Origin of the sequence: Siccibacter colletis (assembly GCF_025914095.1) — a bacterium.
Lineage (GTDB): Bacteria > Pseudomonadota > Gammaproteobacteria > Enterobacterales > Enterobacteriaceae > Siccibacter > Siccibacter colletis.
In genome coordinates this window covers 2,982,861-3,003,366 of sequence record NZ_CP074352.1, presented here as the reverse complement: position 1 = coordinate 3,003,366, position 20,506 = coordinate 2,982,861, and the positions used below count along the sequence as shown (strand labels likewise).

At 58.8% G+C, this 20,506-nt stretch carries 22 protein-coding genes; 16 read left to right on the top strand and 6 right to left on the bottom strand.

What is annotated here, in order from left to right; all coding sequences use genetic code 11:
- The first annotated feature begins 176 nt into the window (after positions 1 to 176).
- The 4 genes from qseE (at position 177) to glnB (ending at position 4,176) form a co-directional block, all read left to right on the top strand.
- Positions 177 to 1,616: a two component system sensor histidine kinase QseE/GlrK gene (qseE, locus tag KFZ77_RS14485; RefSeq protein WP_264386198.1), complete on the top strand. Its 1,440-nt coding sequence runs from the start codon at positions 177 to 179 to the stop codon at positions 1,614 to 1,616.
- Positions 1,613 to 2,407, top strand: coding sequence for a two-component system QseEF-associated lipoprotein QseG (qseG, locus tag KFZ77_RS14480; protein WP_264384585.1), 795 nt, complete (start codon positions 1,613 to 1,615; stop codon positions 2,405 to 2,407). Before qseE ends, qseG begins: the two co-directional genes overlap by 4 nt.
- The gene (gene glrR / locus KFZ77_RS14475; RefSeq protein ID WP_264384584.1) at positions 2,404 to 3,741 is read left to right on the top strand and encodes a two-component system response regulator GlrR; all 1,338 of its coding nucleotides are present in this window, start codon (positions 2,404 to 2,406) and stop codon (positions 3,739 to 3,741) included. The genes qseG and glrR overlap by 4 nt, the downstream gene beginning before the upstream one ends.
- A 96-nt stretch (positions 3,742 to 3,837) precedes the next feature.
- Positions 3,838 to 4,176 carry a nitrogen regulatory protein P-II gene (gene glnB / locus KFZ77_RS14470; protein ID WP_012906673.1) on the top strand — a complete coding sequence of 113 codons (339 nt, stop codon included), beginning with the start codon at positions 3,838 to 3,840 and terminating at the stop codon, positions 4,174 to 4,176.
- Between the two features lie 68 nt (positions 4,177 to 4,244).
- Here glnB and hmpA read toward each other — a convergent pair whose 3' ends face one another.
- Positions 4,245 to 5,435: an NO-inducible flavohemoprotein gene (gene hmpA / locus KFZ77_RS14465; RefSeq protein WP_264384583.1), complete on the bottom strand. Its 1,191-nt coding sequence runs from the start codon at positions 5,433 to 5,435 to the stop codon at positions 4,245 to 4,247.
- Between the two features lie 310 nt (positions 5,436 to 5,745).
- Here hmpA and glyA point away from each other — a divergent pair, with 310 nt between their 5' ends.
- Genes glyA through KFZ77_RS14450 form a run of 3 tightly spaced genes read left to right on the top strand, consistent with a single transcriptional unit; the run spans position 5,746 to position 7,859 of the window.
- Positions 5,746 to 6,999 carry a serine hydroxymethyltransferase gene (gene glyA, locus KFZ77_RS14460; protein WP_264384582.1) on the top strand — a complete coding sequence of 418 codons (1,254 nt, stop codon included), beginning with the start codon at positions 5,746 to 5,748 and terminating at the stop codon, positions 6,997 to 6,999.
- A 59-nt stretch (positions 7,000 to 7,058) separates the two neighbouring features.
- A complete protein-coding gene (locus KFZ77_RS14455; protein ID WP_031520292.1) occupies positions 7,059 to 7,421 on the top strand; it encodes a MerR family transcriptional regulator in 363 nt (120 codons plus the stop codon).
- Between the two features lie 57 nt (positions 7,422 to 7,478).
- The gene (locus KFZ77_RS14450; RefSeq protein ID WP_031520294.1) at positions 7,479 to 7,859 is read left to right on the top strand and encodes a carboxymuconolactone decarboxylase family protein; all 381 of its coding nucleotides are present in this window, start codon (positions 7,479 to 7,481) and stop codon (positions 7,857 to 7,859) included.
- Positions 7,860 to 7,889: 30 nt separating this feature from the next.
- Here the strand turns inward: KFZ77_RS14450 and yghU are convergent, their stop codons facing one another.
- Complete coding sequence (gene yghU / locus KFZ77_RS14445; protein WP_031520295.1) at positions 7,890 to 8,756, bottom strand: glutathione-dependent disulfide-bond oxidoreductase; 867 nt, start codon at positions 8,754 to 8,756, stop codon at positions 7,890 to 7,892.
- Between the two features lie 156 nt (positions 8,757 to 8,912).
- Positions 8,913 to 9,929, bottom strand: coding sequence for an alpha/beta hydrolase (locus KFZ77_RS14440; protein WP_031520297.1), 1,017 nt, complete (start codon positions 9,927 to 9,929; stop codon positions 8,913 to 8,915).
- A gap of 266 nt (positions 9,930 to 10,195) precedes the next feature.
- Between KFZ77_RS14440 and KFZ77_RS14435 the strand changes: the two genes are divergently transcribed.
- Positions 10,196 to 11,335, top strand: coding sequence for a 3-phenylpropionate MFS transporter (locus KFZ77_RS14435; RefSeq protein ID WP_264384581.1), 1,140 nt, complete (start codon positions 10,196 to 10,198; stop codon positions 11,333 to 11,335).
- On the opposite strand, the gene csiE is transcribed toward KFZ77_RS14435, so the two are convergent.
- A complete protein-coding gene (gene csiE, locus KFZ77_RS14430; protein ID WP_264384580.1) occupies positions 11,332 to 12,612 on the bottom strand; it encodes a stationary phase inducible protein CsiE in 1,281 nt (426 codons plus the stop codon). The two genes, KFZ77_RS14435 and csiE, sit on opposite strands and share 4 nt — an antisense overlap.
- A gap of 136 nt (positions 12,613 to 12,748) precedes the next feature.
- Here csiE and KFZ77_RS14425 point away from each other — a divergent pair, with 136 nt between their 5' ends.
- Together KFZ77_RS14425 and KFZ77_RS14420 are read left to right on the top strand one after the other, a co-directional pair.
- Positions 12,749 to 13,384, top strand: coding sequence for a DUF1007 family protein (locus tag KFZ77_RS14425; protein WP_031520303.1), 636 nt, complete (start codon positions 12,749 to 12,751; stop codon positions 13,382 to 13,384).
- On the top strand, positions 13,375 to 14,358 hold the full coding sequence (locus KFZ77_RS14420) for a nickel/cobalt transporter (RefSeq protein ID WP_264384579.1): 984 nt from the start codon (positions 13,375 to 13,377) through the stop codon (positions 14,356 to 14,358). The genes KFZ77_RS14425 and KFZ77_RS14420 overlap by 10 nt, the downstream gene beginning before the upstream one ends.
- 61 nt (positions 14,359 to 14,419) lie before the next feature.
- On the opposite strand, the gene suhB is transcribed toward KFZ77_RS14420, so the two are convergent.
- Positions 14,420 to 15,223 carry an inositol-1-monophosphatase gene (gene suhB / locus KFZ77_RS14415; protein WP_031520306.1) on the bottom strand — a complete coding sequence of 268 codons (804 nt, stop codon included), beginning with the start codon at positions 15,221 to 15,223 and terminating at the stop codon, positions 14,420 to 14,422.
- A 258-nt stretch (positions 15,224 to 15,481) separates the two neighbouring features.
- Complete coding sequence (gene cspE / locus KFZ77_RS14410; RefSeq protein WP_031520308.1) at positions 15,482 to 15,694, bottom strand: transcription antiterminator/RNA stability regulator CspE; 213 nt, start codon at positions 15,692 to 15,694, stop codon at positions 15,482 to 15,484.
- A gap of 541 nt (positions 15,695 to 16,235) precedes the next feature.
- Here cspE and trmJ point away from each other — a divergent pair.
- From trmJ to hscB, 6 genes are all read left to right on the top strand, one after another.
- Complete coding sequence (gene trmJ / locus KFZ77_RS14405) at positions 16,236 to 16,970, top strand: tRNA (cytosine(32)/uridine(32)-2'-O)-methyltransferase TrmJ (RefSeq protein WP_264384578.1); 735 nt, start codon at positions 16,236 to 16,238, stop codon at positions 16,968 to 16,970.
- Between the two features lie 212 nt (positions 16,971 to 17,182).
- Positions 17,183 to 17,674, top strand: coding sequence for a Fe-S cluster assembly transcriptional regulator IscR (gene iscR / locus KFZ77_RS14400; RefSeq protein WP_031520312.1), 492 nt, complete (start codon positions 17,183 to 17,185; stop codon positions 17,672 to 17,674).
- Positions 17,675 to 17,799: 125 nt separating this feature from the next.
- Complete coding sequence (locus KFZ77_RS14395; protein WP_031520314.1) at positions 17,800 to 19,014, top strand: IscS subfamily cysteine desulfurase; 1,215 nt, start codon at positions 17,800 to 17,802, stop codon at positions 19,012 to 19,014.
- A gap of 28 nt (positions 19,015 to 19,042) precedes the next feature.
- On the top strand, positions 19,043 to 19,435 hold the full coding sequence (gene iscU / locus KFZ77_RS14390; RefSeq protein WP_031520315.1) for a Fe-S cluster assembly scaffold IscU: 393 nt from the start codon (positions 19,043 to 19,045) through the stop codon (positions 19,433 to 19,435).
- A 92-nt stretch (positions 19,436 to 19,527) separates the two neighbouring features.
- A complete protein-coding gene (gene iscA, locus KFZ77_RS14385; RefSeq protein ID WP_031520318.1) occupies positions 19,528 to 19,851 on the top strand; it encodes an iron-sulfur cluster assembly protein IscA in 324 nt (107 codons plus the stop codon).
- A 127-nt stretch (positions 19,852 to 19,978) separates the two neighbouring features.
- Complete coding sequence (hscB, locus tag KFZ77_RS14380) at positions 19,979 to 20,494, top strand: co-chaperone HscB (RefSeq protein ID WP_264384577.1); 516 nt, start codon at positions 19,979 to 19,981, stop codon at positions 20,492 to 20,494.
- Positions 20,495 to 20,506 lie beyond the last annotated feature (12 nt).

Here is a 20,506-nt window from a genome sequence, read left to right as displayed (position 1 = left end):
GCTGATTATCGCAATGCGTTATCAAACTTCGGGCGACACGTTGAGTAAGGCACCGCCTCATTTCACACGAAAGGCAGGGTAATTACCCTGCCTTTCGTGTTTCTGTCATTCGGCGCTTCCCACGCGTGCCGCACTCCGCTAGCATCCGGTTATTCCTTTTATCGCGAGATAACATGTTGAAACGCTGGCCTGTTGTATTCCCTCGTTCACTGCGCCAACTGGTAATGATGGCCTTTCTGCTGATCCAGGTGCCGTTGCTGGTGCTGGCCTGGCAGGCGTGGCAGAGCCTTAACGCCCTGAGCGATCAGGCCGCGCTCACCAACCGCACCACGCTGGTGGATGCCCGTCGCAGCGAAGCCATGACCAATGCCGCGCTGGAAATGGAGCGCAGCTACCGTCAGTACTGCGTGCTGGACGACCCGACGCTGGCCCGCGTTTACCAGAGCCAGCGCAAGCGTTATGCCCAGATGCTGGATGCCCATTCCGGCGTGCTGCCGGATGAGATGCTCTATCAGGCGCTGCGGCAGAACCTCAACGATCTCGCGCTGTTACAGTGTAAAAACAGCGGCCCGGACAGCGCCGCCGCCGCCCGGCTGGAAGCCTTTGCCAGCGCCAATACCGAAATGGTGCAGGCCACCCGCGCCGTGGTGTTCTCGCGCGGACAGCAGCTCCAGCAGGAGATCGCCGAGCGCGGTCAGTTCTTTGGCTGGCAGGCGCTGATCCTGTTTCTGGTCAGCCTGGCGCTGGTGCTGCTGTTTACCCGCATGATCATCGGCCCGGTGAAGGGGATCGAGCGGATGATCAATCGTCTCGGGGAAGGGCGCTCGCCAGGTCATACCGTGGCGTTCAAGGGGCCGCGCGAGTTGCGCTCCGTCGGGCAGCGTATTATCTGGCTCAGCGAGCGTCTGGCGTGGCTCGAATCCCAGCGTCATCAGTTCCTGCGCCATCTCTCTCATGAGCTGAAAACGCCGCTGGCAAGCATGCGCGAGGGCACTGAGCTGCTGGCCGATCAGGTCGCCGGCCCGCTGACCGCCGGGCAAAAAGAGGTGGTGGATATTCTGGATACCAGCAGCCGTAATCTGCAAAAGCTGATTGAACAGTTGCTCGACTACAACCGTAAACTGGCCGATGCCCAGGTCGAGCTGGAGCAGGTTGAAATCGCGCCGCTGGTTGATATGGTGATCGCTGCTCACAGTCTGCCGGCGCGGGCTAAAATGATGCATACCGACATCGCCCTTGAAGCGCAGGTGTGTCTGGCGGAACCGATGCTGCTGATGAGCGTGCTGGATAATCTCTATTCCAATGCGGTGCACTACGGCAGTGAATCCGGTACCATTTATATCCGCAGTTACACAGCCGGATCGCGGCTGCGGATTGAAGTCGCAAATACCGGAACGCCGATCCCCGCGGCTGAGCGGGAGATGATCTTCGAACCTTTCTTTCAGGGAAGCCTGCAGCGCAAAGGCGCGGTCAAGGGCAGCGGCCTGGGGCTGAGCATCGCTCAGGACTGTATTCGCCGCATGCATGGCGAGCTTCGTCTGGTGGAAGAGCACGGCACCGATGTCTGTTTTCGCATCGAGCTGCCTGTCCCTGAGCCGGAAACACCACAACAATGAGTCTGGACCTTATGAATTTACTGCGGCCCGTTTTGTCGCGCCTGAAACGCCCACGTCTTCTCCGCTCGCTGCTGTGCCCGGCGCTTGCCGGGATGCTGCTCAGCGGCTGCGTTGCCCATCCGGTGAAAAGCTCGCTTAAAAACAAAAATGAACCGCAGCTTCCGGATCATCAGCTGGCTGATTTCCTCTCTACCGACTGTCAGGACATCTGGCAGCTTGGCGGGCACAGTATTGAGACCAACCCGCTCTACTGGTTGCGCGGTATGGACTGCGCGCTGCGTCTGTCGCCGGTGGATGCCCGCGCCGAGGCGCGCCTGTGGTCGGCATACAGCTGGCAGGACACCTTCAAGCGCGGCATTTTACTGGCGAACGCCAGAATCAACCCGACCGAGCGCCGCCGCTTCATTACCGCGCTCGACGATCTGAGCCCCGGCATCCCGGCGCAGGTGCGCCCGCTCTACCAGGTGTGGCGCGACGGCCAGGCCTCGCTGCTGCAGCTTTCCGATGAGCGCACGCGCTACAGCAAGCTGCAGCAGAGCAGCGACAGCGAGCTGGACACTCTGCGCCAGCAGCAGCAGCACCTGCGCAGCCAGCTCGATCTGACCACGCGCAAGCTGGAAAACCTCACCGATATCGAACGCCGGCTGTCGTCGCGTAAACCGACCAGCAGCTATATGCAGGACAACGCTCATCCGAACGCGGACGAGGGCAAAGATGCCCCGGCGGCGGAGGATATCACCACGCCGGACAACAGCAGCACCGGTTCTGCCCCGGAGGAACTGACGCCATGACGCAACGCAAGCCTGCCCGTCTGCTGCTGGTGGATGACGATCCCGGCCTGCTGAAGCTGCTCGGCATGCGTCTCACCAGCGAAGGGTACAGCGTGGAGACCGCGGAAAGCGGAGCCGAAGGGCTGCGCATACTGACGCGCGAGAAGATCGACCTGGTAATAAGCGATCTGCGCATGGATGAGATGGACGGCCTGCAGCTGTTTGCCGAGATCCAGAAGCTGCAGCCCGGCATGCCAGTGATCATTCTCACCGCGCACGGCTCAATCCCGGATGCGGTGGCCGCCACCCAGCAGGGCGTGTTCAGCTTCCTCACCAAACCGGTGGATCGCGATGCGCTGTACAAGGCGATAGACGATGCGCTGCTGCACACCGTCTCCAGCAGCGATGATGCCTGGCGCGAGTCCATCGTCACCCGCAGCCCGATTATGCTGCGTCTGCTGGAGCAGGCGCGCATGGTGGCGCAGTCCGACGTCAGCGTGCTGATCAACGGCCAGAGCGGCACCGGGAAAGAGATCCTCGCCCAGGCGATCCACAATGCCAGCCCGCGCAGCAAGAAGGCGTTTATCGCCATCAACTGCGGCGCGCTGCCGGAGCAGCTGCTGGAGTCCGAACTCTTTGGTCACGCCCGCGGTGCCTTTACCGGCGCGGTGAGCAGCCGGGAAGGGCTGTTCCAGGCCGCCGAAGGGGGCACGCTGTTCCTCGATGAGATTGGCGATATGCCGATCCCGTTACAGGTGAAGCTGCTGCGCGTGTTGCAGGAGCGCAAGGTGCGCCCGCTGGGCAGCAACCGCGATCTGGATATTGACGTGCGCATTCTCTCGGCCACCCACCGCGACCTGCCGAAGGCGATGGAGCGCGGCGAATTTCGTGAAGATCTGTTCTACCGCCTCAACGTGGTGAACCTGAAGATCCCGGCGCTGAACGAGCGCGCGGAAGACATTCCGCTGCTGGCCGCCCATCTGCTGCGCCAGTCGGCGGATCGCCACAAGCCGTTCGTGCGCAGCTTCTCGACTGACGCCATGAAACGCCTGATGACTGCCAGCTGGCCGGGCAACGTGCGCCAGCTGGTGAACGTCATTGAACAGTGCGTGGCGCTGACGTCCGCCCCGGTGATCAGCGATGCGCTGGTGGAGCAGGCGCTGGAAGGCGAAAACACCGTGCTTCCCACCTTTGTGGAGGCAAGGAATCTGTTCGAGCTGAACTACTTACGTAAGATCCTGCAGATCACAAAGGGCAACGTCACTCATGCTGCGCGCATGGCCGGGCGCAACCGTACCGAATTCTATAAACTGCTGTCGCGTCATGAACTGGATGCCAACGATTTCAAAGAGTAGTTTCGCCATCCATTGGCGCTAAGAATATGATAGGGTGAGCAACCGATTACGTACCCATGATGAACACCTGACGGGCGAAGAGAGTTAAGGACCACCATGAAAAAGATTGATGCGATTATTAAACCATTCAAACTGGACGATGTGCGCGAAGCGCTGGCGGAAGTGGGCATCACCGGGATGACCGTCACCGAAGTAAAAGGCTTTGGTCGTCAGAAAGGGCACACCGAACTCTATCGCGGTGCCGAGTACATGGTGGATTTCCTGCCGAAGGTGAAGATTGAGATCGTGGTGCCAGACGATATCGTCGAGACCTGCGTCGATACCATCATCCGCACCGCTCAGACCGGAAAAATCGGCGACGGTAAGATTTTCGTCTTTGACGTAGCGCGCGTGGTGCGTATTCGTACCGGCGAAGAGGACGACGCGGCGATTTAAGCCCGCGTTCGCAAAAGAAAAGGCAGGTTTAAGACCTGCCTTTTTTGTTGGGCTTTTTCGGAAAAAAATTACAGTACCTTATGCGGCCCGAAGCACTCGTAGTGGATGCGGTCGCGATCCACGCCCAGCGCCACCAGCTGCTGCGCGGCAAACTGCATAAAGCCGACCGGGCCACAGAGCCAGAAAGTCATGGCCGGATCGCTGAACGCGCGCTGCTGGCTTGCCAGCTCCATCAATCCTTCGCTGTCAAAACGCACCGCCTCGCGGTCCGCCTCGGCTGGCGTCTGATACCAGACGTGAGAGGTGAAACGCGGCAGTTTCGCACCCAGCGCCGCCACTTCCTCGGCAAAAGCATGCACCTCGCCATTCAGCGCGGCGTGGAACCAGTTAACCTGGGCCGGATGCGCATTGTTCGCCAGCGTATCCAGCATCGCCAGCATCGGGGTCTGGCCGACGCCGGCGGAGATCAGCGTTACCGGCGTCTCTGGCGTAGCGTCCAGGAAGAAATCTCCGGCCGGCGCGGCAACCTGTACCACATCGCCAACGCGCGCGTCCCGGTGCAGCCAGTTCGACACCTGGCCGCCATCTTCGCGTTTTACCGCAATGCGGTAGCTGCGGCCGTTGGGGCTACGGGTCAGGGAGTACTGACGGATCTCCTGGTGCGGGAAGGCGTCCGGCTTCAGCCATACCGCGAGATACTGCCCCGGACGGTAATCCGCCACCGCGCCGCCATCAACCGGCTCCAGCTCAATGCTGGTAATCAAAGCGCTGCGCGGGGTTTTGTCGACGATGCGGAACGCACGGGTACCTTCCCAGCCGCCCCGTTTGCTGGCGTGCTCCTGATAGATCTCGGCTTCGCGATTGATAAACACCTGCGCCAGCACGCCATAGGCTTTGCCCCAGGCATCCAGCACTTCCTGACCCGGGCTCATCAGCTCGTCAATGGTCGCCAGCAGATGGGTTCCCACGATGTTGTACTGCTCCGGTTTGATAGAGAAGCTGGTGTGCTTCTGGGCGATTTTTTCCACCGCCGGCAGCAGCACCGCCAGATTTTCAATATTGGTGGCGTAGGCGCAGATGGCATTGAACAGCGCTTCCCGCTGGTCGCCGTTACGCTGGTTACTCATATTGAAAATTTCTTTCAGTTCGGGGTTGTGCTGGAACATGCGGTCATAGAAATGGGCGGTAAGTTTCGGCCCGGTCGCGGCAATGGCGGGAATGGTGGATTTCACGATGGCGATGGTTTGCGCGTCTAACATGGCAGGTCCTTTTTAATGTTGCATTTTAAATGCATGTTATAGGTGATACCCCTGCGTTGTAAAGGGGAAATACGCGGCCAGGGTAAAAACGAACGTGAAAAATCGACATCTCAAAAATGAAAAGAATTCGTGAAATCATGCCGGACTTATGTGTGGTCAAAGCCTTACGCGGCGCGGAGCCAATCGTTTGCGTAAAAAGCTTTGTCAAGACCTGTTATCGCCCCTTTAATCAGTTATACTGTGGGCCGCTGCCGACGGGGCAATGGCCTCAGGCGAAAATAAATACTGTTAGCTGAGTCAGGAGATGCGGATGTTAAAGCGTGAAATGAACATTGCCGATTATGATGCCGAACTGTGGCAGGCTATGGAGCAGGAAAAAGTACGTCAGGAAGAGCACATCGAACTGATCGCCTCCGAGAACTACACCAGCCCGCGCGTGATGCAGGCGCAGGGCTCTCAGCTGACCAATAAATACGCGGAAGGCTATCCGGGCAAGCGCTACTACGGCGGCTGCGAATATGTGGATATCGTTGAGCAGCTGGCGATTGACCGCGCAAAAGCGCTCTTCGGCGCTGACTACGCTAACGTCCAGCCGCACTCCGGCTCACAGGCTAACTTCGCGGTCTACACCGCGCTGCTGCAACCGGGCGATACCGTGCTGGGTATGAACCTGGCGCAGGGCGGCCACCTGACACACGGCTCCCCGGTTAACTTCTCCGGCAAACTGTACAACATCATTCCTTACGGTATTGATGAGACCGGTAAAATCGATTACGAAGACATGGCGAAGCAGGCGCAGACCCATAAACCGAAGATGATCATCGGTGGCTTCTCGGCTTACTCCGGTATCGTTGACTGGGCGAAAATGCGTGAAATCGCTGACAGCATCGGCGCATACCTGTTCGTTGATATGGCCCACGTGGCAGGTCTGATTGCCGCTGGCGTCTACCCGAACCCGGTTCCGCACGCGCATGTCGTCACCACCACAACCCATAAAACCCTGGCGGGTCCGCGCGGCGGTCTGATCCTCGCCAAAGGCGGCAGCGAAGAGCTGTACAAAAAACTGAACTCTGCGGTGTTCCCGAGCGCGCAGGGCGGCCCGCTGATGCACGTTATCGCGGCGAAAGCGGTCGCACTGAAAGAGGCGATGGAGCCGGAGTTCAAAACCTACCAGCAGCAGGTGGCAAAAAACGCCAAAGCGATGGTAGAAGTGTTCCTGAACCGTGGCTACAAAGTGGTGTCCGGCGGTACTGAAAACCACCTGTTCCTGCTGGATCTGGTGGATAAAAACCTGACCGGTAAAGATGCTGACGCAGCCCTGGGCCGCGCCAATATCACCGTGAATAAAAACAGCGTGCCGAACGATCCGAAGAGCCCGTTCGTCACTTCCGGCATCCGTATCGGTTCGCCGTCTGTGACCCGCCGCGGCTTTAAAGAAGCGGAAGTCAAAGAGCTGGCTGGCTGGATGTGCGACATTCTCGACAACATCCATGACGACGCGGTTATCGAGCGCGTTAAAGCTAAAGTGCTGGACATCTGCGCCCGCTTCCCGGTTTACGCGTAAGCGTACGCCATCTGAAAAAGCCGCCGCGAGCGGCTTTTTTTATGCCTGCAGGAGGGCACATGCGTATTCAGACCTTTGCGCAGCTGACCGGGCTGTCGGTTCATACCCTGCGCTATTACGAAAAACTCGGCCTGTTGAGTCCGGGGCGTAACGCCAGCGGTCACCGCGACTACCGGCAAAGCGACGTTGACTGGGTAAACTTCATCAAGCGGCTGAAGGCCACCGATATGCCGCTGGAGGCGATCCAGCGTTACGCGCAGTTACGCAGCGCGGGCGACAGCACGCTGGCCGAACGGCGCACGCTGCTGGCGCATCACGCTGAGCGGCTGGCCCGGCGGCTGGCGGAGCAGCAGGCGCATCTGCATCAGTTGGAAGTGAAAATGGCCTGGTATGATGACGCGCTGCTGAAAAACAGCGCTTGACCTGGAGTTAACTCGAAGCCTTACCGTTGTCTCCACATTCACCAAGGAGACACCATCATGACCCCATCCCGCTATGACACCGGCCTCGCACGTCTTGCCGCCATTGACGGCGCTGCCGGCGAAAAGGTGATCGCCGCACTGGCCGACATCGCGCCGGATCTCGGCAAATACGTGATTGAATTCGGCTTCGGCGACGTCTACAGCCGCCCGGGGCTGGATGTGAAAAGTCGCGAACTGGCGACCATTGCCGCGCTGACTGCGCTCGGTCACGCCCAGCCGCAGCTGGCGGTGCACCTGCACGCGGCACTTAACGTCGGGTGCAGCCGCGAAGAAATTATTGAAGTGATTATCCAGATGGCGCTGTACGCCGGTTTCCCGGCGGCGCTGAATGCGATGTTCACCGCTAAAGCGGTATTTATCGAGGCGGGTATTCAGTAAAACTCCCTGCCGCAAGGGCAGGGAGTGCGGTTACGGCTGCGTCTTGTCCGCGGTGCGGGTGTCGAAATCTGACGCGTCGTGACGCTCATGCAGCTGCGACGCCGGATCGCCAGAGAGACGATTCACCATCCGCCCGCGCTTCACCGCCGGGCGGCTCGCCACCTCTTCAGCCCAGCGCACCACGTTCTTATACGATTTCACGTCGAGGAACTCGGCGGCCTCGTAGATACCGTCCAGCACCAGCGCGCCATACCACGGGAAGATGGCGATATCGGCGATGCTGTACTCATCCCCGGCAATAAAGCGGCGAGTCGCCAGCTGCTGGTCCAGCACGTCGAGCTGGCGCTTGGCTTCCATGGAGAAACGCTCAATCGCGTATTCGATTTTCAGCGGCGCATAGTGGTAGAAGTGCCCGAAGCCGCCGCCGAGGTACGGCGCCGAGCCCTGCAGCCAGAACAGCCAGTTCAGCGCTTCGGTGCGGCCGGCATGGCTTTTCGGCAGGAAGTGACCGAACTTATCCGCGAGATAGAGCAGGATTGCCCCGGATTCAAACACGCGCAGCGGTGGGGTTTGCGAGCGGTCTTCCAGCGCCGGAATTTTTGAGTTCGGGTTCACGCCCACAAAGCCGCTGCCAAACTGATCGCCGTCGCCGATGCGGATCAGCCAGGCATCATACTCTGCAGCGGTAACGCCCAGCGCCAGCAGTTCCTCCAGCAGGATCGTCACCTTCTGCCCGTTTGGCGTCGCCAGCGAGTAGAGCTGCAGCGGATGTTTGCCCACCGGCAGCGCTTTATCGTGGGTCGCCCCGGAAACCGGACGGTTAATGGATGCCCAGGTGCCTGCGCCACCCTGTTTCCAGGTCCAGACTTTTGGCGGTTGATATTGATTTTCCGACATATTCGTTGCCCCGTTTGCCTGTTGTGAAGCTTCGAGTGTAGCAGGAAGCACAGGGCGGGTTTAGCAGGATGCGGCGTTAACACTGCCGCGAAACGGCAATGGCGCGCCGCGAGGAAAGCAGAAAGACAGGCGGCCGGAGCCGCCTGAGAGAGGGAATTATTTCAGATGCGCTTTCAGCTCTGAACCGGCCTGGGCCAGCGCGGTGCGCACGGTTGGCTCCTGGCTCAGGGCATTGAGCAGGCCGTAGTCGTGGATCATGCCGTTATAGCGGGTTACGGTCACCGGGACACCGGCGGCATCCAGTTTGCGGCCAAAGGCTTCGCCCTCATCGCGCAGCACATCAAGTTCAGCGGTCTGGATCAGCGTCGGCGGCAGGCCTTTCAGCTCGGCACTGGTAGCGCGCAGCGGCGAGGCCAGGATGTTGTTGCGGTCGGTTTCGCGGGTGGTGTAGTTATCCCAGAACCACTTCATCATGTTGCGGCTCAGGAAGTAGCCGTTCTGATATTGATCATACGAGGCGGTATCGAAGCGCGCATCGGTGACCGGCCAGAACATCACTTCATAGCGGATCGCCGGCGTGTGGTTACGTTTTGCCTGCAGGGCGACGGCCGCGACCATGTTACCGCCCACGCTGTTGCCCGCCAGCGCCAGACGGCTGCCGTCAACGCCGATTTCCCCTCCGTGCTCCGCGACCCATTTCGTGGCTTCATACGCCTGGGTGATGGCGACCGGGAAGTGGGCTTCCGGTGACGGCGTATAGTTAACGAACACCGCCGCCGCGCCGGATTCATTCACCAGGTCGCGCACAAAACGCTCGTGGGTCGGGAAGTCGCCCAGTACCCAGCCGCCGCCGTGGAAGAACATAAACACCGGCAGTTTACCGGTTGCCCCGGCGGGTTTCACGATGGTGAGCGTCAGCGGCTTACCCAGTGCGGTAATGGTTTTTTCACTGACATCAGCGGCTGGCAGGGCAGCGCCTTTCTGCGCACCGATCAGGACATCACGCGCCTGCTGGACGGAGAGCTGCTCAAGCGGCTTGCCGCCGGCGCCGTTCAGTGCGCTCAGGAAAGTCGCTACGCCAGCAGTCGGAGCAGGCGCATTGTCAGCCTGGGCGAAGGGAGCAACGGTGGAGGCCAGTACGGCTGCGGCAAGAACAGAATGCTTGATTGTCATTTTTAATCTCCTGCTATTGTGTAGTGTGCTATTTAAGTGGTGGCGTAAGTGCCGGTTGATGGAGTGAACTATAGCGCCTGGATTTTACATTGCAAGCAAAAATTTAATAAACAATTTAATTGTGCGCTATTTAAATGGCAGGGCAACGCCAGACGCCTCACATGCAGGCGCATTCCGGGGTCGATAAATAATGTTAAATTGATGTTACGCCTTGCATGAGGGGGAATTACCCGCGAGACTATCGCCGTCCAAAACGGGAGGGATTCATGGGACTGCATTCCAGAAACTGGCTGGCGCTCAGCTACTTCACCTACTTCTTCAGCTACGGCATTTTTCTGCCTTTCTGGAGCGTCTGGCTTCAGGGCGTTGGCCTGCCCGCCGAAACCATCGGTTTACTGCTGGGGGCAGGGCTGATCGCCCGTTTTCTCGGTAGCCTGCTGCTGGCTCCCCGCGTACAGGATCCTTCCCGGCTGGTCTTTGCCCTGCGCATTCTTGCATTGCTGACGCTGGTGTTCGCGCTGGCCTTCTGGCTGGGCACTGCCGCCGCCTGGCTGTTTGTGGTGATGGTCGGCTTCAACCTGTTTTTCTCCCCGCTGGTGCCGCTCACCGACGCGCTGGCCGGCACCTGGCAGCGGCAGATCGCGATGGATTATGGCCGCGTGCGGCTGTGGGGGTCGATTGCCTTTGTGGTGGGCTCAGCCCTGACCGGTAAGCTGGTCAGTCTTTATGACTACCACGCCATTCTGGTGCTGCTGTCGATCGGTATCGCGTCCATGTTGCTCGGTATGCTGCTGCGCCCTTCGGTGATGCCGCAGGGCGAAGCCCGCAGTCGCGAAGCGGCAGGCTGGCCGGCATGGCGGGCGCTTATTGCCAGCAGCTGGCGTTTTCTCGCCTGCGTCTCCCTGCTGCAGGGGGCGCACGCCGCCTATTACGGGTTCAGCGCTATCTACTGGCAGAAAGCGGGCTATTCCGCGTCGGTGGTGGGCTATCTGTGGTCGCTTGGCGTCGTGGCGGAGATCCTGGTGTTTGCGCTGAGCAACAGGCTGTTCCGCCGCTTTTCGGTACGCGGGCTGCTGCTGCTCTCGGGCATCAGCGGCATAGTACGCTGGGGGCTAATGGGCTGGACCACCGATCTGCCGTGGCTCATCGTGATGCAGATCCTGCACTGCGGCAGCTTTACGGTCTGTCATCTGGCGGCGATGCGCTACATTTCTGCGCGCAAAGGCGCCGAGGTAATTCGTCTGCAGGCGATGTACTCCGCGGTGGCAATGGGAGGCGGCATCGCCATCATGACGATGATCGCGGGCTATCTCTACCAGCACCTCGATAACGGCGTGTTCTGGGTGATGGCGCTGGTGGCGCTGCCGTCGCTACTGTTACGCCCCGGCGTGGCAGCGCCGCGTTAGGCTTCAAGAATGGCGCGAATGCGCGCCTGCTGATGTTCCCCCAGCGGCATAGTGGCGTGGATCAGCGGCGGGGAAAACAGCGGCAGGGAGGTGGCGTAGGGCGTCACAATCAGCGCGGCCTCCCTGGGGGCGCCCTGCTGCTGGAAAGCATGCAGCGTCAGATGGCGAATGTTGAGCGGCAGCAGCGTCAGTTCGCGCAGCTGCTGTTCGATCTCCTGCTCCAGCCGGGTATCGTTGCCGGTTAACAGCAGCACCTGTTTCTCATGCAGATCGCTCTCCTGCATCAGCCATGCACCAAATATCACCGCAACCAGTCCCACCTCTTCATCGGAAAAGTCGATGCCGTACTCGGTTTCAAAGCCGCGGAACGCCTCGCGCGTGGTGCGCATCAGGCGCGGATAGAGCCGGTAAACCTCTTCCGGCAGGCTGTTATCAATGCCGATGCCGAACAGCGAGCGCTCCAGCGCCTGCGCCAGATGAATATAGAGCTGATCGGCCAGCCCCTGTTCATCGCTGAAAGTCATGCCGGACAGCGCCCGGAAGCGTTCGATCATCTGACCAATGGCGAGCCGCAGCCGGATATCCTGCTGGTGGCTGTCGTTAAGAGGGTCCGGGGTGCGCAGCATCATAAACAGCAGGGCGAGGAAGCGCTGCTCGTTTTCATGGGGAAGCTGCATCACCCGGCGCTGCCAGTGCCGCACAATCTCCTGCGCCGCCTGATACTCGGTACGTGTCTGGGTCCACTGCTGCTGCGGCTCGGTAAACTCCGGCGTCAGGCCATCATGGTGCTGCAGCAGGCAGTACTGAAGGTAAAGACGCAGGAACTGGACATCGCGGGTGCCAAAGCTGCGCTGCAGACGGCGACCACACAGGTTGACCAGCGCCTGCAGGTTTGTGTCGTCATACAGCGCGGTGGCGATGCCAAGGGTGCGCAGACCGGTCTTCAGCGTTGGTGTGAAGTGTTGCTCGATAAAGTGCGGGCACAGACGCAGGCCGCGCCGCAGCCAGTGCAGCAGGCAGAGGCGGCGGTCGAGGGCGGAGCCGTCAATCCGGTAGCTGCCATCTTCGAGGGTCAGGATCGTCAGCCGGTGAAAGCGGGCAATCTCCTCGCTGGCGTCCAGAATATCCTGTCGGGCAATGCTGTCGTCCACGCCATTCACGCGTGCCAGAATTTCTGGCGTCACGATCTGTCCCGGCAGATAGAGCATCAATAACACCTGGCAGCGGCGCTGCGGACTGGAGAGCGCAGAGGACGGCGGGCATAATAGTGTCATCATCTGATTTTCCAGTTATGTTGAATAACGTTAAGAGTAGCTAACCTGTACCCGGCGGAAAGCGAGACAGACGGCTTTTCATTACGGAATTGTGGCTGGCTCACAGAATTTTGCATCTGAGGGAAAAATGCGCAGACAAATGCAGGGGATTATCGGCGCGGCAGCGTTGTGGATGCTGACCGGCGCACAGGATGCGTTTGCGCATCCGCACAGCTTTATTTCGCTGCAGTCGACGGTGGTGGTGCGGGATGACCAGTTTATCGCGCTGAAAATGCGCTGGACGATGGATGAAATTACTTCAGCAGATCTTCTCTATGATGCCGGTGATGCCCCGCCGGGCTCGGAAATCTGGAAAAAGCTCGCCGCCGAGGTGATGGCGAACGTGCTGGGCCAGCACTATTTCACCGAGGTGTGGCACAACGGTAAAAAGGTGAAGTTTATCGACCGGCCCACGTCCTATAGCCTGGAGGAGGAGAACCACCAGGCGGTACTTAACTTCGTGCTGCCGCTGGCTTCGGCGCAACCGCTCAGCGGGCAGACGTACACTTTTTCAACCTTCGACCCGAGCTACTACGTGGATATGAGCTACGCCGAGGACAGCGATGCCCGGCTGCCGCCGGCGTTGGCCTCGCGCTGCTCGCTGAAGGTGATGACGCCGTCGCCGGGGGATGAGGTGCTGGATTTCGCCTCTTCGCTCGATAAAGCGGATGCGCCGCCGGAAGATATGAATTTAGGTCGACAATTTGCTCAGCAGGTAACGCTTCAATGTCAGTAATCTTTACCCAACGCACCGCGTCACGCCGCTGGCTGCCGTTCTGGCCGCTGGCGCTGTTTGCTCTGTTTATGCTGATGGCCGGGCTGGCGCTCTGGCACTACTGGCCGCAGGTAATGATCAGCAGCATCCGCTGGCAGCGGGCGGTCAACAGTGAGATGAGCCAGCTGCTCAAGCGCGTGGCAGAGAACCCCGGTCAGGCGGGTGCGTCACTGCTGCTGTTCAGTTTCGTCTACGGCGTGCTCCACGCGCTGGGGCCAGGGCACGGTAAAGTGGTGATCACCACCTGGCTGGCTACGCATCCGTCGCGGCTGAAAACCAGCCTCGGGCTGACGTTTGCCTCCTCGCTGCTGCAGGGCGTGGTGGCGATTGCGCTGGTTACCGTGGTGCTGACGCTGCTGAAGCTGCCGGCGCGCCAGCTGCACCTCAGTGGTTTCTGGATGGAGAAGGGGAGCTATCTGCTGGTAGGCGCGCTGGGGCTGCTGCTCTGCTACCGGGCGATAAAACGCCTGCGCCGCCTGATGCCGCAGCCGCGCCGCTTCACCGCCTTTACGCCGCATCACCAGCATCACGCCAACTGCGGCTGCGGTCATCAGCATCTGCCGGATAACGAGCAGCTCGCCAACAGCGACGACTGGCGCGCCCGGCTGGCGATTATCCTTTCGATGGGAATGCGTCCGTGTTCAGGGGCGCTGATGGTGCTGCTGTTCAGCAAGGTGATCGGCGTGTTCGGCTGGGGGATGGCCTCGGCGCTGGCAATGGCGGCGGGGACGTCGCTGACCATCTCGGCGCTGGCGCTGCTGGTGCACAGCTTCCGGCGCGTCGCACAGCGGCTGAGCGCCGGAAGTACGCCCGCGCTGTGGCGCAGGGTGGGCGGGGCAACGCTGGCCCTGAGCGGCGGGGCGATATTGCTGATCGCCGCCCTGGTGATGTGGCTCAGCGCTCAACCGCCGGGGGGCGGGCTGCGACCGTTCTGAATTTCCGGCAACAAAAAAGGCAGCTGCTCGCGCACCTGCCTTTTTTCATTCGCGCTATGGATTAGCGCTTCATGGCTTCGCTGAGCTCATCACGCATAGCGGCGAGCATTGCTTTTACCACGCGCGGGTTACCGGCGACGATGTTACCGCTCATCAGGTGGTTATGACCGCCGGTGAAATCGCACACCAGACCGCCAGCTTCACGAACCAGCAGTTCGCCCGCGGCGAAATCCCACGGCTTCAGGCCCAGTTCGAAATAACCGTCAACGCGGCCGGAGGCCACGTAGGCCAGGTCCAGCGCGGCAGAGCCGGTGCGACGGAAGTCGGCACACTGGGTGAACAGTTTGCCAACGATGTTCATGTACGGGGTGGCGTGCTGTTTGGCTTTGAACGGGAAACCGGTCGCCAGAATGGTGCCATCCAGATCGCGAGCATTGCTGCTGCGCAGACGATAACCGTTGAGCTGTGCGCCCTGACCGCGAACGGCAGAGAAGAGTTCGTTACGCATCGGATCGTAAACCACCGCCACTTCGGTACGGCCTTTAATGCGTACGGCGATTGAGACGGAGAAGTGCGGCAGACGTTTGATAAAGTTAGACGTGCCATCCAGTGGATCGATAACCCATTGCACATCCTGATCGGTACCTTCATGTTCACCGCTTTCTTCGGTGATGATGGTGTGCTGCGGATACGATTTACGAATCACGTCGATAATCATGGCTTCTGCCGCTTTATCTACGTTGGTGACGAAATCGTTGGTGCCTTTCTGGCTCGCTTCTACAGCGTCGGGCGTTTCATAGTTCTTGGCAATTACGTTACCCGCTTTGCGCGCGGCACGCACGGCGATGTTCAGCATCGGATGCATCGGTTAGTCTCACTGGATGTTAAAGAACGGAAAAAACGCGCGGAGTATATACCCTTGCGCCCGGACGGTGCAACCTCATTTACCGGCTCGCCTACAACCTTGCCTGCGGGCAACAGTAAATCAAGGCAACCTTTACTGCGAAATTCAGATAATAAAAAACCCGCACCAGGCGGGTTTATTTTTATTATCTGCGGGGCTTAACTGCTCAGACGTAATGTCTTCTTCGCTATTGTAAACGTCGCGGATAATTAGCGCAGCTTACAGCGGAGTAACGTTACCCGCTGCCGGGCCTTTAGCACCATTTTCAATGGTGAAAGATACCTGCTGACCTTCATCCAGCGTTTTAAAGCTGTCGCTCTGGATAGCAGAGAAATGTACGAATACATCTTTGCTGCCGTCGTTCGGAGTGATAAAGCCAAAACCTTTATCAGCGTTGAACCATTTTACTAAACCAGTCATTTTGTTAGACATAGATATTTCCTTAATTGATGAGCCACATTGAGTAGCAAGGATGGCCTGATATTAGAGAGTTACTTATTTGGCACTTAGGAGGAGGCTCATTGAGGAGGGTATCTATTGATAACGCCTGAACTGAGGACTGCTTTACTAAAACTGCTTTCATAAGGTCTGTATTCCAAACCGAGGACGCCATTAAGACACAGGGAAATAATTTTAGCAACGGTTAGCTTTATTTATTTTAACCGCTTACACGCCCGGATGGCTGTATGGCTTTTACTCATGTAAAGCTATAAAAAGGTATTTCTCTGGCAGGGAATATAGTTTCCTTTATTAAGCGCAGCGCGGAAATGTCGGTGACTTCCGGCGTGACGCAATAACAGCAGGGTAGTCAATCTGTTCGGCGTGCACTATGGCAGACTGCACGCTGCGTCCGGTTCTTCAGCGCGCTGCATGCCTGTTTGTCACATCGCTGCAACATCCTTAGCGCAGGGGCGGATCATCCGGACGCTTTATGGTAGGATGCCGCCATATTTTTCCCTCGTACCGAATCGCTATGCTGCAAAACATTCGTATTGTGCTGGTTGAAACCTCTCACACCGGCAACATGGGCTCCGTAGCCCGCGCTATGAAAACCATGGGCCTGACTAACCTCTGGCTGGTCAATCCGCTGGTGAAACCGGACTCGCAGGCTATCGCCCTGGCCGCCGGGGCCAGCGACGTGATTGGCAATGCGCAGATCGTCGACACCCTCGATGAAGCCATTGCCGGGTGCAGCCTGGTGGTTGGCACCAGCGCACGCTCGCGCACCCTGCCGTGGCCGATGCTCGACCCGCGCGAGTGCGGCATCAAGAGCGTGGCGGAAGGGCAAAACACGCCGGTGGCGCTGGTCTTTGGTCGCGAACGCGTTGGCCTGACTAATGATGAACTGCAGAAGTGCCACTACCACGTCGCCATTGCCGCTAACCCGGAGTACAGCTCGCTGAACCTGGCGATGGCGGTGCAGGTTATCGCCTATGAAGTGCGTATGGCATGGCTGGCGACCCAGGAACAGCCTGCCGCTGCGCAGCCTGAAGAGACCCCGTATCCGCTGGTGGACGATCTGGAGCGTTTCTATGGCCACCTGGAGCAGGTGCTGCTGGATACCGGTTTTATTCGCGCCAGCCACCCCGGCCAGGTCATGAACAAGCTGCGCCGCCTGTTCACCCGCGCCCGTCCTGAAAGCCAGGAGCTGAACATCCTGCGCGGGATGCTGGCCTCAATGGAACAGAAAAACAAACCGCAAAAATAGCCCTGAATGGCCTGCGCAAGCGTCACGGCGCGGGGGCGAAAAACGGGATAAATCAGCGCGCAATACCCCGGTAAACTATCGGGGTAAATACTTGAGTAAAATAGTCAGGTAAATAGTTGACCATTTTAGTCGGGAATGTCAGACTTGCGCCTGCTATGTGATACACATCCCATTCAAAACCCCCGTCTCGAGGGGCATTTTTGAGGTAAGACATGAGACTGACATCTAAAGGGCGCTATGCCGTTACCGCAATGCTGGACGTTGCGCTGAACTCTGAAGCAGGCCCGGTGCCGTTGGCTGATATCTCCGAACGTCAGGGAATTTCGCTCTCCTATCTGGAGCAGCTGTTTTCCCGCCTGCGCAAAAATGGCCTCGTGGCAAGCGTACGCGGTCCGGGCGGCGGTTACCTGCTGGGTAAAGAAGCCGGCAGCATCGCGGTAGGCGAAGTCATCAGCGCAGTGGATGAGTCCGTGGACGCAACCCGCTGTCAGGGTAAAGGCGGCTGCCAGGGCGGCGATAAGTGCCTGACCCACGCGCTGTGGCGCGATCTTAGCGACCGTCTTACTGGTTTCCTGAACAACATTACTCTTGGCGAGCTGGTGAACAACCAGGAAGTGCTGGACGTGTCTGACCGTCAGCACAGCCATGAGACGCAGCGTCCGGGCCGTGGCCAGGACGGCATCGACGTGAAGCTGCGCGCGTAATCTGAAGCCTTTTTACCGTTTTAATTGAATCAGGCCGGGGGCGATACGTTGCCCCACTAAACTGGCGCGAAAGACGCCGGTGGCCTGCTTCGACATATTGAAGTGATGTACGGAGCTTAAGAGCAATGAAATTACCGATTTATCTCGACTACTCCGCGACTACGCCTGCTGATCCGCGTGTTGCTGAGAAGATGATGCAATTTCTGACAATGGACGGTACGTTCGGTAACCCGGCGTCCCGTTCTCACCGTTTCGGCTGGCAGGCGGAAGAAGCGGTAGATATCGCCCGTAACCAGGTGGCAGAGCTGATTGGCGCGGACCCGCGTGAAATCGTCTTTACCTCCGGTGCCACCGAATCTGACAACCTGGCGATCAAAGGTGCAGCCAACTTCTACCAGAAAAAAGGCAAGCACATCATCACCAGCAAGACCGAACACAAAGCCGTGCTGGATACCTGCCGTCAGCTGGAGCGCGAAGGCTTCGAGGTGACGTATCTGGCACCGCAGCCTAACGGCATCATCGATCTTAAAGAGCTCGAAGCCGCGATGCGCGAGGACACCATCCTCGTCTCCATCATGCACGTGAATAACGAAATCGGCGTGGTGCAGGATATTGCCACCATCGGCGACCTGTGCCGTGCGCGCGGCATCATCTTCCACGTGGATGCGACCCAGAGCGTTGGCAAACTGCCAATCGACCTGACCCAGCTGAAAGTGGACCTGATGTCCTTCTCCGGTCACAAAATCTACGGTCCGAAAGGCATCGGCGGTCTGTACGTGCGTCGTAAGCCGCGTATCCGCATTGAAGCCCAGATGCACGGCGGCGGTCACGAGCGCGGTATGCGTTCCGGCACCCTGCCTGTGCACCAGATCGTCGGCATGGGCGAAGCCTATCGCATCGCGAAAGAAGAGATGGCGAGCGAAATGGACCGCCTGCGCGGCCTGCGTAACCGTCTGTGGGATGGCCTGAAAGATATCGAAGAAGTGTACCTCAACGGTTCACTGGAGCAGGGCGTCCCGACCATCCTCAACGTCAGCTTTAACTACGTTGAAGGCGAGTCGCTGATTATGGCGCTGAAAGACCTCGCGGTCTCTTCCGGTTCCGCCTGTACTTCTGCAAGCCTTGAGCCTTCCTACGTGCTGCGCGCACTGGGCATGAATGACGAGCTGGCACACAGCTCAATCCGTTTCTCTTTAGGTCGTTTTACTACCGTTGAAGAGATTGATTACACCATCGAGCTGGTTCGCAAATCGATTGGTCGTCTGCGCGATCTCTCTCCGCTGTGGGAGATGTTCAAGCAGGGCGTCGATCTGAACACTATCGAATGGTCACATCACTAATCGGTTTACGACTTAAGGAAAAATCATCATGGCTTACAGCGAAAAAGTAATCGATCACTACGAAAACCCGCGCAACGTCGGCTCGTTCGACAACAACGACGAGAGCGTTGGCAGCGGCATGGTTGGCGCACCGGCGTGCGGCGACGTGATGAAGCTGCAGATCAAAGTCAACAATGACGGTATCATTGAGGACGCGCGCTTCAAGACCTACGGTTGCGGCTCCGCAATCGCCTCCAGCTCTCTCATTACCGAGTGGGTGAAGGGCAAATCTCTGGACGAAGCGCAGGCTATCAAGAACACCGATATCGCCGATGAGCTTGAACTGCCGCCGGTGAAAATTCACTGCTCTATCCTCGCGGAAGATGCGATTAAAGCCGCGATTGCGGACTACAAAAGCAAACGCGAAGCGGGTTCCAAATAATTCGATTCGCTACCGGGCAGGCTGACCGTGCGTCGCCTGCTGTGGTTTTCCCGCGATTTGAACTATGACGAGATAAATATAGAGGTTGTTGTATGTCGATTACCCTTAGCGACAGTGCTGCCGCGCGTGTGAATGACTTTCTCGCTAACCGGGGCAAAGGCTTTGGCCTGCGTCTTGGCGTGCGCACGTCCGGCTGTTCTGGCATGGCCTATGTGCTGGAATTTGTGGACGAACCCCAGTCGGAAGATACGGTGTTTGAAGACAAAGGCGTGAAGGTGGTTGTCGATGGCAAAAGCCTGCAGTTCCTCAACGGCACCCAGCTCGACTTCGTAAAAGAAGGGCTGAACGAAGGGTTTAAGTTCACCAACCCGAACGTGAAAGATGAGTGCGGCTGCGGCGAAAGCTTCCACGTCTGATACCCGCGATACCTTTACCCCACCGCGCCCGTCGCGCGTGGGGTATTGTTTTACCAGGCGACCCCTTTTCGCTGCCGTGGCGCATTGCCACCGGCCGAAAACGCATAATCAGAACGCTGAGAACGCTATGGATTACTTCACCCTTTTTGACCTGCCGGTCAGCTACCAGATCGATACCGCCAGCCTTGCGGCGCGCTATCAGGATCTGCAGCGTCAGTTTCACCCCGATAAATTCGCCAGTCGCCCGCAGGCCGAACAGCTGGCCGCCGTGCAGCAATCCGCCACCATCAACCAGGCCTGGCAGACGCTGCGCCATCCGCTTGGGCGTGCCGAATACCTTCTCTCGCTGCACGGCTTTGATTTAGCCTCCGAGCAGCACACCGTGCGCGATACCGCCTTTTTGATGGAGCAGCTGGAACTGCGCGAAGAGCTGGATGAGATCGAGCAGGCGCGCGACGCATCACAGCTGGACGGCTTTATGGCGCGGGTAGACGGCCTGTTCAACGCCCGGCATCAGCAGATGGTCGAGGAACTGGCAAGCAACGCGTGGCCGGCGGCGGCAGATACCGTGCGTAAACTGCGCTTTCTCGATAAACTGCGCAGCGCAACAGAACAACTCGAAGAAAAACTACTCGATTTTTAAGCCTGTACGGCA

What these genes read in the sequence shown, in the direction of transcription:
- qseG (WP_264384585.1), top strand. Translation starts at nt 1,613, where the DNA reads ATGAGTCTGGACCTTATGAATTTACTGCGGCCCGTTTTGTCGCGCCTG.
- glrR (WP_264384584.1), top strand. Translation starts at nt 2,404, where the DNA reads ATGACGCAACGCAAGCCTGCCCGTCTGCTGCTGGTGGATGACGATCCC.
- glnB (WP_012906673.1), top strand. Translation starts at nt 3,838, where the DNA reads ATGAAAAAGATTGATGCGATTATTAAACCATTCAAACTGGACGATGTG.
- hmpA (WP_264384583.1), bottom strand. Translation starts at nt 5,435, where the DNA reads ATGTTAGACGCGCAAACCATCGCCATCGTGAAATCCACCATTCCCGCC.
- glyA (WP_264384582.1), top strand. Translation starts at nt 5,746, where the DNA reads ATGTTAAAGCGTGAAATGAACATTGCCGATTATGATGCCGAACTGTGG.
- KFZ77_RS14455 (WP_031520292.1), top strand. Translation starts at nt 7,059, where the DNA reads ATGCGTATTCAGACCTTTGCGCAGCTGACCGGGCTGTCGGTTCATACC.
- KFZ77_RS14450 (WP_031520294.1), top strand. Translation starts at nt 7,479, where the DNA reads ATGACCCCATCCCGCTATGACACCGGCCTCGCACGTCTTGCCGCCATT.
- yghU (WP_031520295.1), bottom strand. Translation starts at nt 8,756, where the DNA reads ATGTCGGAAAATCAATATCAACCGCCAAAAGTCTGGACCTGGAAACAG.
- KFZ77_RS14440 (WP_031520297.1), bottom strand. Translation starts at nt 9,929, where the DNA reads ATGACAATCAAGCATTCTGTTCTTGCCGCAGCCGTACTGGCCTCCACC.
- KFZ77_RS14435 (WP_264384581.1), top strand. Translation starts at nt 10,196, where the DNA reads ATGGGACTGCATTCCAGAAACTGGCTGGCGCTCAGCTACTTCACCTAC.
- csiE (WP_264384580.1), bottom strand. Translation starts at nt 12,612, where the DNA reads ATGATGACACTATTATGCCCGCCGTCCTCTGCGCTCTCCAGTCCGCAG.
- KFZ77_RS14425 (WP_031520303.1), top strand. Translation starts at nt 12,749, where the DNA reads ATGCAGGGGATTATCGGCGCGGCAGCGTTGTGGATGCTGACCGGCGCA.
- KFZ77_RS14420 (WP_264384579.1), top strand. Translation starts at nt 13,375, where the DNA reads ATGTCAGTAATCTTTACCCAACGCACCGCGTCACGCCGCTGGCTGCCG.
- suhB (WP_031520306.1), bottom strand. Translation starts at nt 15,223, where the DNA reads ATGCATCCGATGCTGAACATCGCCGTGCGTGCCGCGCGCAAAGCGGGT.
- cspE (WP_031520308.1), bottom strand. Translation starts at nt 15,694, where the DNA reads ATGTCTAACAAAATGACTGGTTTAGTAAAATGGTTCAACGCTGATAAA.
- trmJ (WP_264384578.1), top strand. Translation starts at nt 16,236, where the DNA reads ATGCTGCAAAACATTCGTATTGTGCTGGTTGAAACCTCTCACACCGGC.
- iscR (WP_031520312.1), top strand. Translation starts at nt 17,183, where the DNA reads ATGAGACTGACATCTAAAGGGCGCTATGCCGTTACCGCAATGCTGGAC.
- KFZ77_RS14395 (WP_031520314.1), top strand. Translation starts at nt 17,800, where the DNA reads ATGAAATTACCGATTTATCTCGACTACTCCGCGACTACGCCTGCTGAT.
- iscU (WP_031520315.1), top strand. Translation starts at nt 19,043, where the DNA reads ATGGCTTACAGCGAAAAAGTAATCGATCACTACGAAAACCCGCGCAAC.
- iscA (WP_031520318.1), top strand. Translation starts at nt 19,528, where the DNA reads ATGTCGATTACCCTTAGCGACAGTGCTGCCGCGCGTGTGAATGACTTT.
- hscB (WP_264384577.1), top strand. Translation starts at nt 19,979, where the DNA reads ATGGATTACTTCACCCTTTTTGACCTGCCGGTCAGCTACCAGATCGAT.